The following is an 11,174-nucleotide window of genomic DNA, read 5'->3' on the forward strand; positions in this document are numbered from 1 at the left end:
CATTCAAAAGCCCGTCGATCAGTGGCAGCGCCGAAACCGATTCCCCAACCGAGGCGGCATGAATCCAGATGAGCGGCCCTTCCGGTCGCGGGCGGGACGCCGTGCCCAGCCGCTCCGGATAGCGATCCGGGTCTTCCTTGCCCACCGCGAGCCGTTTTTTCATATGCCGGTTCAGGATCGGCGCACCAATCCGCAAGAGACCATTATAAAGGGCCATCTGCATCAGAGTTCCGCCGCCTTCTTATGCGGTTTTACCGGCTTGTCGCGGGGTTCCGGCGCGACACTTTCCCGCCCGCACATTTCGTCGGCGGTCTGGGTGATGGCGTTGAGGCTATCCTCGATCGCATCGCGGGCCGTTAAAAACGCGTCGCCTTCATCACGCCTCGGCACCTCGATCCCATCGCCCCAGATCACCACCCCCCGGCTGAAGGGCGCCGCGAGGAAGAACCGGTCCCAGCTACCGAGGATTTTACCCCGCGTGGTTGAGTAACTAACCGGATAAACGGGTAAACCGGACATGGCCGCGAGACGGACCACCCCCTCCTGCGCACGCATACGGGGCCCGCGCGGCCCGTCCGGGGTGATCACCGCCACCTCCCCTTTTTTGAGGACCTTCAGCATCTGCTTGACCGCCGCCGCCGCGCCCTTGGTGGCAGACCCCCGGATACTCTCCTGCCCCCAATGCTTGATCGTGCGGGCAATAATCTCTCCATCTCCATGGTGGGAGATCATGACATGAACCGGCGTTTTGCGCTGCACGGAGATCGGCATCATCAACAGACGACCATGCCAGAAAGCGAGGATAAAGGGTTTCCTTTCGCTCATCAGGGCGTGCGGGGCTTCCCCATTGATCACCTGCCAGCGGCTCGTGCGGTAGACAAGCCAGATATAGCCCGCCGCCAACAGGCTGATTACAGCCTTGGCGCCGTCGCTTTTCAGTATTTTCTTGAACAGCTTCAAATATCTGTGCTTTCACCGGGGTATCCCACGCCCCGATATATCTTGCCCGCCCCGCCAATTCCAGCCTATTCACCAAAAAACGATCTTTTTCGCTGCCATGGATTGCGGGATATTCAATATCCCCCTAATCTGTCTGAAGGTCATTCGTCGCTAAAAACTGCGGCTGCGGCCTCGAAAACAGAAGAAAGCTGCCCATGACAAGCACCCTCGCCCCTGAAATCCTCCCCTCCGCCTGTCCGCATGACTGCCCGTCTACCTGCGCGTTGGAGATTGAACGGCTGGGTCCGCAGCAGATTGGCAGGGTCCGCGGCGCGGAAGATAACACATATACCGCCGGGGTGATCTGCGCGAAGGTCGCTCGCTATACGGAGCGCACGCATCACCCGGATCGCCTGATGCATCCCATGCGGCGCGTTGGCGAGAAAGGCAGCGGTGAATGGCAGCAAATAAGCTGGGATGACGCCCTCGACGAGGTGGCGGAAGCATTCCTGAAGCGCGAGGCCGAATATGGCAGCGAAACCATCTGGCCCTATTACTACGCAGGGACCATGGGGCTGGTGCAGCGGGACGGGATTAACCGGCTGCGCCATGTCAAAAAATATTCACGGCAGCAGTCGACCATCTGCACCATGCTCGCCTGGACGGGCTGGAATGTAGGAACCGGCTCGCTGCATGGCGCGGACCCCCGGGAAATGGCAAAGTCCGATCTTGTCGTCATCTGGGGGACTAATGCCGTGCATACCCAGGTCAATGTGATGACCCATGCGACCCGCGCGCGGAAGGAACGCGGCGCGAAGATCGTCGTGATTGACCCCTACCGCAACCCAACAGCCGTGGCAGCAGACATGCACCTCTGTCTCCGGCCGGGCACGGATGGCGCACTTGCCTGCGCGGTGATGCATGTCCTCTTCTCGGAAGGCATGGCGGATCGCGCCTATATGGAAAAATACACCAAGGGCGCAGCAGAGCTGGAAGAGCATCTTAAAAGTCGCACACCGGAATGGGCCGCCGAAATCACCGGCCTTTCAGTCGAGGAAATATATGAATTTGCAAGGGCTTATGGCCGGACTAAGAAGTCATTCCTCCGGCTCGGCTATGGTTTCTCCCGAAGCCGGAACGGCTGCGTCAACATGCATGCGGCCAGCTGCCTCGCTGGTGTGAGCGGTGCCTGGCAATATGAAGGCGGCGGCGCCTTTCATAATAACGGCGCTATCTATCACTGGGATAAAACCCTGATCGAAGGGCTGGATGCACTTGATCCATCTATTCGCAATCTCGATATGTCACGGATCGGGCCAGTGCTGACCGGCGATAAAAAAGACCTCGGCGATGGGCCGCCGATTACGGGACTGCTGATCCAGAATATGAACCCGATGGATGTCGCACCGGACCTTTCGAAAGTGCACGCGGGGTTCGCGCGCGAGGATCTGTTCGTGTGTGTGCATGAACAGTTCATGACGGAAACCGCGAAGATGGCGGACATCCTGCTGCCCGCCACGACCTTTGTGGAGCATGACGATTTTTATCAGGGCGGCGGGCAGAATCACATCATGATGGGCGGAAAAATCATCGAGCCGCTCGGGGAATGCCGTTCCAACCATGAGGTTATTTCCGGCCTTGCCAAACGCCTCGGCGCGGAACATCGCGGGTTCGAGATGACGGAAATGGAGATAATCGATGAGACGCTTAAAGTCTCTGGCTGGCCCGACGCCAAAAGCCTGACCGCCAGCAAATGGCATGACTGCCAGATCCCGTTTGAGGAGGCGCATTATCTCAATGGCTTCGCTCATCCGGACAAGAAATTCCACTTCACACCGGACTGGTCACGCATGGGCCCGAATTTTGAAGGTATGCCGTCCCTCCCCGATCATTGGGAGGTGATCGACCAGACAGATGAGGCGCATCCCTTTCGTTTGGTGACGGCGCCTGCGCGGAATTTCCTCAATTCCTCCTTCACCGCAACGCCAACCTCGCTAAAGCGGGAGAAACGACCGACGGTCAAGATACATAGCGAAGATGCCGCCCGTCTTGGCACTGAGGATGGCGCCATCGTCCGGCTCGGCAACCGGTTGGGGTCATTGCTCATTCATGTGGAAACCTTTGATGGTCAGCAGCCCGGCACCGTCATTTCCGAAGGGGTCTGGCCCGGCAAGCATTTCATCGAGAAGGTCGGGATCAATATCCTGATCAGCGCGGAGGCCGCCAAGCCCAATGGCGGCGCGGTCTTCCATGACACCGCCATCTGGATCAGGCCGGAACCCACTCCATCAGATTAGCCCAAGAGAGCGCAGCTCAGCCGCCATTTCCTCGGACATCTCACCTTCGCTATCCTCGTCGGCTTCGCTTTCCTCGACCAGATCGCGAAGGTCGCGCGGCGCGTCCTCTGCTTCCAGATAGCGCCATCCCTGATGCGGATTGCGCGAAAACAGTTCCGTCTCGATCAATTCGGAATCCAGGATCAGGCCGCATTTCTCGCCTTCGGAATCAAAAAGCCGTTCAAGCTCCACGACTTTCTGGCGGGCCGCGATGTGACCTTTGATAATCCAATAGACCGAACCGCCATCAAGCAACTCAGCCTCTCGGGTCGGGCGCTGTTTCGTGACATGGCACAGGGGACCCGCAATCAGCCGTCGTGACTGATTGGCGCGTAGCTGATCCACCGCCGTGATGCCGACGCTAACGATTAAAAGATGTACTGACATAACCTATAGATACCCCGAAAGGACTGTGCTTGTCCAGAATTCGCCGATTAGCCGACTTTGTCTTTCAGGGCGCGCGCAACGCTGGATACCGGTGGACGGCCGAGATAGTCGGAAATAAACCAGGCGATTTTCACCAGCTTCTTGAGGTCAAGTCCGCTATCGATCCCCATTCCCTCAAGCATATAGACAACATCTTCCGTCGCCACATTGCCCGTCGCGCCCGGCGCATAGGGGCAACCGCCCAGCCCCGCGACGGAACTGTCGAGCTTGGAGATGCCCATTTCCAGCGCGGCAAGATAGTTCGCCAGCGCCTGCCCATAGGTATCATGAAAATGCACCCCGATCACATCGAGAGGGATAACATTGGCCACCGCCTCAATCACCTGCTTGGTGCGGATCGGCGTCCCGACACCGATGGTATCGCCAATGGAGACTTCATAGGCCCCCATGTCATAGAGCTTCTTTGCTACGTCGGCGATCGTTTCCAGCGTTACTTCCTCATCAAACGGACTACCAAGGGCGCAGGATATGCTCGCGCGGTAAGGAATGCCCGCCGCCTTTGCCGCCTCGGTCACCGGTACGAACCGTTCCAGACTCTCGGCGATTGAGCAGTTGATATTGCGCTTGTTGAACATCTCGGCGGCGGCGCTGAAAATCTCGATTTCATCTGCGCCGGACGCGATTGCCCCTTCATATCCCTTCATATTCGGGGTGAGGACCGCATAGGTCACCCCTTTCCGGCGGGAGAGCTTCGCCATCACATCGGCGGTATCGGCCATCTGCGGCACCCATTTCGGGGAGACGAAACTGCCCGTCTCAATCGCGGTCACGCCCGCATCGACCAGCCGTTCGATCAGCTCGACCTTGATATCCGACGGGACCATCTGCTTTTCATTCTGCAGGCCATCGCGCGCGCCGACCTCGAAAATTCGCACCCTGGAGGGAATCGTCATGCTGTTTCCTCACTTTCAAGACGGACAAGGATCGTTCCCTCATCCACCTGATCTCCAACCTCGAAAAAGATATCTTCAATAATGCCGTCCTTGAAGGCTGTCAACGTATGCTCCATTTTCATGGCCTCCAGCACAACCAGCGGATCGCCCTTGGCGACGCTCGCGCCGGCCTCGGTGAAAATCTGGATCAGCTTTCCGGGCATCGGCGCGGTGATGGCCCCCGCCCCGGCCTCGCCATCCGCATCATCGAAGTCATCAATGATCTGCGTCAGTTCAACCTGCCGTCCCGTTGTCATGACGATGACCTTGTTGCCCTGAGTTACCGCCGCGGCCGATAATTTATGCCCGGCGATATCCGCGAGGATGCCGCCATCCGCGGCCCGCTCCGCCTGCACAGGAAGCACGCCCGTCGGCAGGTCGATCAGATAACCGCCATTCTCATAGACGATATGGGCGGTGACCTCCATCCCGTTAATCTCGAACTTGAAGTCATCATGGCCGGTATCATTGGGACGCCAGCCGGTGAGATCATCCCAGGGGGAATAAGGATCATTCGTTGCTGACCGCGTCGCCTTATGGGCTTTCTCCCGCTCCAGCAGGAGATGCGAAACCGCAATCGCCATATCCTCATCCGTCGGAGTCAGAGGGGCCGGAACCAAACCGTCCCTGAACCGCTCGATAAAGCCGGTATCGAGATCCTTCGCCGCAAATGACGGATGATCGGCGATATTGCCAAGGAAGGCGAGGTTCGTGGCTACGCCCGCCACCTGATACTCATCGAGAGACGCACTCAGTTTCTGAAGCGCCATCTCGCGGGTTTCATCCCAGACAATCAGCTTGGCGATCATCGGATCATAGAAAGGTGTTACCGTGTCGCCTTCCCGTACGCCGGTATCGATGCGCACCCCATCAGATTCCCGGGGCGGGCGCAGGCGGAGCAGCTGCCCCGTCGCAGGCAGAAAATCATTCGCCGGGTCCTCGGCGTAGAGCCGCACCTCGAACGCATGGCCGGAGATGGAAAGCTCTTCCTGTTTGCAGGGAAGCTTGCCCCCCGCCGCAACCTTCAACTGCCATTCCACCAGATCCTGCCCGGTGATCATTTCCGTAACCGGATGCTCTACTTGAAGACGGGTATTCATCTCCATGAAATAAAAGGCATCTTCCTTCAATCCATTGGACACATCGGCGATAAATTCGATGGTGCCGGCGCCAACATATCCGATCGCCTTTGCCGCCGCCACAGCCGCCGCGCCCATCGCCTCGCGCATCGCCTCGGGCATATCCGGCGCCGGGGCTTCCTCGATCACCTTCTGATGTCGCCGCTGCAAGGAGCAATCGCGCTCAAACAGATGCACCGCATTGCCATGGGAATCAGCGAACACCTGAATTTCGATATGGCGCGGCTTGGTCAGATATTTTTCGATCAATACACGGTCGTCGCCAAAGGCCGACTTTCCCTCCCGCTGCGCAGACGCCAGCGCCGCCGGGAACTCGCTTGCGGAACTCACACTCCGCATGCCCTTACCGCCCCCGCCAGCAACAGCCTTAATCAGGACGGGATAGCCAATCTTTTCCGCTTCCTTCGCCAGCATATCGGGGTCCTGTCCTTCCCCATGATACCCCGGCACCACCGGAACACCGGCCTCAACCATCAGGGCCTTTGCCGCATCTTTCAGACCCATCGCGCGGATCGCGTCCGCGGGCGGGCCAATAAAGACAACTCCGGCGTCCGCGCATTTCTCCGCGAACCCTGCATTCTCGGAAAGGAAGCCATAACCGGGATGGATCGCCTCCGCCCCCGTCTTGCGCGCCACTTCCAGAAGGGTGTCTGCCTTCAGGTAACTCGCGGCAACCTCCGCCGGACCGATCAGGACGGCCTCATCCGCCATCTCGACATGGCGGGCATTGGCGTCCGCCTCGGAATAAACGGCGACCGTCCGGATGCCAAGCTTCGCCGCCGTGGCCATAACCCGGCAGGCAATCTCTCCGCGATTCGCGATAAGTATTTTTTTAAACACCGGTTAAAATTCCTATATCAGGTTAAATAATATGCCAGTTTGGCTTGCGTTTTTCGAGGAAGGCCTGCACCCCTTCCTTCCCCTCATCGGTGGCTCGGCGGGAGGCAATGCGGACCGCTGTTTCCTCGACCACCTCCTGCTCAATCGGACGATCCGCGACCGTGTAGATCAGGTCTTTTGAATCGGCCATGGCGCCTGGCGCGTTTTTCATGATCTGCTCCAGCAGCCGGTCCCGCGCCTCGGCAAGATGATGCACATCCTCAACCACTTCATGCAGCAGGCCGAGACGATGGGCTTCAACCGCATCAAATACTTCCGCTGTCAGGAAGTAACGACGGCACGCACGAACACCAATCGCCTCCACCATATAGGGGGAGATCATCGCCGGCAGCAGGCCGAGCTTCACCTCGGAGAGGCAGAACTTCGCGGCCGTCACCCCGATGGCGATATCGCAGGCCGCAACGAGACCGAGGCCACCGCCATAAGCCGCGCCCTGAACCAGAGCGATGGTCGGCTTCGGAATGGCATGGAGGTTTTTCAGCATCCGGCCAAGTGCCCGGCTGTCCTCCCGGTTATCCTCTTCGGTGAAATGGGCCGCGCGCTTCATCCAGTTAAGGTCCGCGCCCGCGCAGAAGCTCTTGCCCGCAGCGGCCACGACAACGGCGCGCACCCCTTCCTGATGGCCTACATCCTCGAACATATCGCCGAGGCGCTCAATCAATTCCTCATCGAAAGCGTTATGGAGCTCCGGCCGGTTGAGGGTGATGGTCGCAATACCGTCGGTGGAAAAATGCAATACGGCTGATTCTTCACTCATGGAACTCTCCTACATTCTAAAGAGGCCGAATTTCGTCGGCTCAATTGGCGCGTTGAGGGAGGCGGAAATGCCAAGCCCTATGACCATCCGGCTCTCTGCCGGGTCGATGATACCATCATCCCAGACGCGGGCGCTCGCGAAATAGGGATGGCCTTCCTTTTCATATTGCGCTTCGATGGGCGCTTTAAAGGCGGCTTCCTCCTCCACGCTCCAGCTTTCGCCGCGCGCCTCCATACCGTCGCGCTTGACGGTGGCAAGAACCGAGGCGGCCTGCGGCCCGCCCATCACGGAAATGCGCGCGTTCGGCCACATCCAGAGAAGGCGCGGACTATAGGCACGACCGCCCATCCCGTAGTTTCCGGCCCCGAAAGAACCGCCAAAAATCATCGTGAATTTCGGCACCTTGGCGGTTGCGACGGCCGTCACCAGCTTGGCGCCGTCTTTCGCAATGCCGCCTGCCTCATATTTCTGGCCGACCATGAAGCCGGTGATATTCTGCAAGAAGACAAGCGGGATATTCCGCTGGCAGCAAAGCTCGATAAAATGCGCACCCTTCACGGAGGATTCCGAGAAGAGAATGCCGTTATTGGCAAGAATGCCGACCGGATAGCCATGGATACGGGCGAAGCCGGTGACCAGCGTCGTGCCGTAGTTCTTCTTGAACTCGTCAAATTCCGATCCATCGACGACACGGGCGATAATCTCCCGCACATCAAAGGGTGTGCGCATATCCTTCGGGATCAGACCGTAAATCTCCTTCGGATCGTAAAGCGGCGCGCGGGGCTTCGTCACATCAAGCGGCATCGGCTTTGGCTGATTGAAGTTGGCAACGCAACGCCTTGCAATCTGTAAGGCGTGCAGGTCATTCTCCGCCATATGATCGGTCACGCCGGAGGTGCGCGAATGCACCTCCGCTCCGCCGAGATCCTCCGCCGAGACAACCTCGCCCGTTGCGGCCTTCACCAGCGGCGGGCCGGCGAGGAAGATGGTGCCCTGATTTCGTACGATAATGCTTTCATCACACATCGCCGGAACATAGGCCCCGCCCGCCGTACAGGAGCCCATGACGACCGCAATCTGCGGAATGCCGAGGGCGGACATATTCGCCTGATTATAGAAGCTCCGGCCGAAGTGATCACGGTCGGGGAACACATCCTGCTGATTGGGAAGGTTCGCGCCGCCGGAATCAACGAGATAAATACAGGGAAGCCGGTTTTCCAGCGCAACTTCCTGTGCCCGCAGATGCTTCTTCACGGTCAGCGGATAATAGGTGCCGCCCTTCACCGTCGCATCGTTGCAGACGATGACACATTCCCGGCCCTCGACCCGGCCAACGCCGGTGATGATCCCGGCGGAATGGATTTCCCCGCCATACATATCCCAGGCGGCCATCTGGCTGAACTCAAGGAAAGGCGATCCGGGATCGAGGAGTTTGCGGACTCTCTCGCGCGGGAGGAGTTTGCCACGGGAGAGATGCTTGTCTCGCGCCCGCTCCCCGCCGCCCTGCTTGATGGTGGCGACCTTTTCCTTCAGATCCTCAACCAGGCCCGCCATATGCGCGGCATTGGCTTTGAAGTCATCACTCCGGGTGTTGAGGCTGCTTTTCAATACGGACATCTAGTTCACTTTCCTTCAGAGTGCGCTTAAATCGTTTGCTTGGCGAAAGTCGCCCTATGTGTTACGGATTTGCTTCCAAGCAAGAACCAAAAAAGGAGCCATGAATGGCCTATAATCCATTTGACCTGACCGGCAAGGTCGCCCTCATTACAGGCGGGAACGGCGGCATTGGCCTTGGCATGGCGGACGCCATCGCACAAGCCGGAGGCGACGTCTGTATCTGGGGTACGAACGAAACCAAGAATGCCGCCGCCGTTGAAAGCCTGAAAGCCCATGGCACACGTGTCTCGTCGCTTATCTGCAATGTCGCGGACGAGAAAGAGGTCAAGGATTGCTTTGCCGAAACACTCTCGCAATATGGCCGCGTCGATGGCTGCTTCGCGAATGCGGGCGTAAGCTCGGGCAAGAAATCCTTCCTGGATATCGACGACGAAGAGTGGCATCGCATCCTCGATATCAATCTCGACGGCGTCTTTTACACTTTCCAGGCCGCAACGAGACATATGGTGGAGCGCGCCGAGAACGGGGATCCGGGCGGACGCCTTGTCGGTACGGCCAGCCTCGCTGCCATTTCCGGGGCCGCGCGGAACGAGCATTATGCCGCAACCAAGGGCGGCGTTATTTCGATGATCCGCGCGCTGGCCGTGGAATTCGCCGGCAAGGGCATCACCGCAAACGCGATCCTGCCCGGCTGGATCGAAACCGCGATGACGGAAAATGCCATCGCCTGGCAGAAATTCTCCGATGCGGTGAAGCCGCGCATCCCGGCCAAGCGCTGGGGCCAGCCCGAAGACTTCGGCGGCATGGCCGTCTATCTGATGTCGGACGCCAGCGCCTATCACACAGGCGATACCATGCTGATCGACGGCGGGTATTTCCTCTTCTAGACCGTTCAAGCATTCCAGTCCCGCAGGCGCGGGGCTGGATATCTGCTGCTGATACAGGCCGAAGAACATCACCATCCCCCGGTCGTCAGCCATTCATCAAGCTGCCCAACACGGTCGGCACCCCAGAATCGCGCCCCGTCCACGATGAAGAAGGGCGCGCCAAAGACTTTCTCGTTAAAGACAATATCCTCGACCGAGGACTTGAACGCCGCCTTGATCTCGTCATTCTGCACAGCTTCCATAAAGGCCGCGCGGTCCAGACCTACTTCTTCCGCGATGTCGGCCACAATCTCGATATCGGAGATATCCTTGCCCGAGACGAAATAGGCGGCGAAAACTTGCTTCGCGTACTCGACCGCCTTTTCCGGATCATTGCGGGAAATCCAGAGAAACCCGCGGGAGGCCGCCAACGTCACCTTCGGGAAAGCAGTCGGCATGACGAAGGGGATTTTGTGATAGCGGGCGGTCCGCTCAAAATCCATCCGCGAATAATCGCCCTTCAAGGGATATTGCGTCAGCGGGAAAGTCTTTTCCCCCTGCATGGCGACGCCGAGCATAAAGGGATGCCAGTTGACCTCACGACTATGCTTTGCCGCAACCGGCTCGATCAGGCAACTGCCAAGATAGGCGTATGGGGATGAAAAATCGAAATAAAAATCAATAGGTTTTGGCATAATCTTAAACCACTAACCCATCGCCAGATTGCGGGCAATCACCAGCTTTTGAATATCGGATGTGCCTTCATAAATCTGGCAGACCCGGACATCGCGGTAGATTTTCTCGACCGGATAGTCGGCGATATAGCCATTGCCGCCCAAGGTCTGGATCGCGGCGGAACAGACTTCCTCCGCCATTTCGGAGGCGAAGAGCTTGGCCATGCTGGCCTCCGTCAGGCAAGGTCGTCCCGCATCCTTCAGGCTCGCCGCATGCAGCACCATCTGCCGCGCAACCTCCAGCTTCGTTGCCATATCCGCGAGGCGAAAACCGACCGCCTGATGTTCGATGATTGTTTTATCAAACGCTTTGCGCTCTTTTGCATAGACCAATGCATGGGCCAGTGCCGCGCCCGCCATGCCGACGCTCTGCGCGGCGATGCCGATGCGTCCTGTCTCCAGATTGGCAAGCGCGATACGATATCCCGCCCCTTCCGGCCCGAGCATGTTGGCCGCCGGAATATACACATCATCGAAGGCGATCTGGCAAGTATCAGAAGCTTTCTG

11 protein-coding genes are annotated in these 11,174 nt (G+C 58.5%); 2 read left to right on the forward strand and 9 right to left on the reverse strand.

What is annotated here, in order from left to right; translation table 11 throughout:
- The coding region (locus P1U71_RS06725; protein ID WP_301104798.1) for a glycosyltransferase N-terminal domain-containing protein at positions 1 to 223 on the reverse strand (223 nt) is incomplete at its 3' end.
- A complete protein-coding gene (locus P1U71_RS06730) occupies positions 223 to 960 on the reverse strand; it encodes a lysophospholipid acyltransferase family protein (RefSeq protein ID WP_301104799.1) in 738 nt (245 codons plus the stop codon). The genes P1U71_RS06730 and P1U71_RS06725, both read right to left, overlap by 1 nt.
- 194 nt (positions 961 to 1,154) lie before the next feature.
- Between P1U71_RS06730 and P1U71_RS06735 the strand changes: the two genes are divergently transcribed.
- On the forward strand, positions 1,155 to 3,236 hold the full coding sequence (locus P1U71_RS06735) for a molybdopterin oxidoreductase family protein (protein ID WP_301104800.1): 2,082 nt from the start codon (positions 1,155 to 1,157) through the stop codon (positions 3,234 to 3,236).
- Here the strand turns inward: P1U71_RS06735 and P1U71_RS06740 are convergent.
- From P1U71_RS06740 to P1U71_RS06760, 5 genes are read right to left on the reverse strand one after another with little or no spacing between them, the layout of a single operon-like run.
- The gene (locus P1U71_RS06740; protein WP_301104801.1) at positions 3,228 to 3,662 is read right to left on the reverse strand and encodes a DUF1489 domain-containing protein; all 435 of its coding nucleotides are present in this window, start codon (positions 3,660 to 3,662) and stop codon (positions 3,228 to 3,230) included. The two genes, P1U71_RS06735 and P1U71_RS06740, sit on opposite strands and share 9 nt — an antisense overlap.
- Before the next feature lie 47 nt (positions 3,663 to 3,709).
- Positions 3,710 to 4,615, reverse strand: a complete 906-nt coding sequence (locus tag P1U71_RS06745) for a hydroxymethylglutaryl-CoA lyase (RefSeq protein ID WP_301104802.1) — start codon at positions 4,613 to 4,615, stop codon at positions 3,710 to 3,712.
- Positions 4,612 to 6,633, reverse strand: a complete 2,022-nt coding sequence (locus tag P1U71_RS06750) for an acetyl/propionyl/methylcrotonyl-CoA carboxylase subunit alpha (RefSeq protein WP_301104803.1) — start codon at positions 6,631 to 6,633, stop codon at positions 4,612 to 4,614. The genes P1U71_RS06745 and P1U71_RS06750 overlap by 4 nt, the downstream gene beginning before the upstream one ends.
- A 22-nt stretch (positions 6,634 to 6,655) precedes the next feature.
- Positions 6,656 to 7,450, reverse strand: coding sequence for an enoyl-CoA hydratase-related protein (locus P1U71_RS06755; RefSeq protein ID WP_301104804.1), 795 nt, complete (start codon positions 7,448 to 7,450; stop codon positions 6,656 to 6,658).
- Positions 7,451 to 7,459: 9 nt separating this feature from the next.
- Positions 7,460 to 9,067 carry a carboxyl transferase domain-containing protein gene (locus tag P1U71_RS06760; protein WP_301104805.1) on the reverse strand — a complete coding sequence of 536 codons (1,608 nt, stop codon included), beginning with the start codon at positions 9,065 to 9,067 and terminating at the stop codon, positions 7,460 to 7,462.
- A gap of 104 nt (positions 9,068 to 9,171) precedes the next feature.
- Between P1U71_RS06760 and P1U71_RS06765 the strand changes: the two genes are divergently transcribed.
- Complete coding sequence (locus P1U71_RS06765) at positions 9,172 to 9,954, forward strand: SDR family NAD(P)-dependent oxidoreductase (protein WP_301104806.1); 783 nt, start codon at positions 9,172 to 9,174, stop codon at positions 9,952 to 9,954.
- Between the two features lie 68 nt (positions 9,955 to 10,022).
- Here the strand turns inward: P1U71_RS06765 and P1U71_RS06770 are convergent, their stop codons facing one another.
- Both P1U71_RS06770 and P1U71_RS06775 read right to left on the reverse strand, forming a co-directional pair.
- Positions 10,023 to 10,628 (reverse strand): 2-hydroxychromene-2-carboxylate isomerase, encoded by a 606-nt coding sequence (locus P1U71_RS06770; RefSeq protein ID WP_301104807.1) that lies wholly within the window; start codon positions 10,626 to 10,628, stop codon positions 10,023 to 10,025.
- 12 nt (positions 10,629 to 10,640) lie between these two features.
- Positions 10,641 to 11,174 (reverse strand): acyl-CoA dehydrogenase family protein (locus P1U71_RS06775; protein WP_301104808.1); only part of this gene is annotated, 534 nt, incomplete at its 5' end.

It is taken from the genome of Sneathiella sp. (assembly GCF_029233945.1).
GTDB lineage: Bacteria > Pseudomonadota > Alphaproteobacteria > Sneathiellales > Sneathiellaceae > Sneathiella.

Bases quoted from the DNA above. Each gene is read 5' to 3' on its own strand.
- P1U71_RS06735 (WP_301104800.1), top strand. From the start codon at position 1,155: ATGACAAGCACCCTCGCCCCTGAAATCCTCCCCTCCGCCTGTCCGCAT.
- P1U71_RS06740 (WP_301104801.1), bottom strand. From the start codon at position 3,662: ATGTCAGTACATCTTTTAATCGTTAGCGTCGGCATCACGGCGGTGGAT.
- P1U71_RS06745 (WP_301104802.1), bottom strand. From the start codon at position 4,615: ATGACGATTCCCTCCAGGGTGCGAATTTTCGAGGTCGGCGCGCGCGAT.
- P1U71_RS06755 (WP_301104804.1), bottom strand. From the start codon at position 7,450: ATGAGTGAAGAATCAGCCGTATTGCATTTTTCCACCGACGGTATTGCG.
- P1U71_RS06760 (WP_301104805.1), bottom strand. From the start codon at position 9,067: ATGTCCGTATTGAAAAGCAGCCTCAACACCCGGAGTGATGACTTCAAA.
- P1U71_RS06765 (WP_301104806.1), top strand. From the start codon at position 9,172: ATGGCCTATAATCCATTTGACCTGACCGGCAAGGTCGCCCTCATTACA.
- P1U71_RS06770 (WP_301104807.1), bottom strand. From the start codon at position 10,628: ATGCCAAAACCTATTGATTTTTATTTCGATTTTTCATCCCCATACGCC.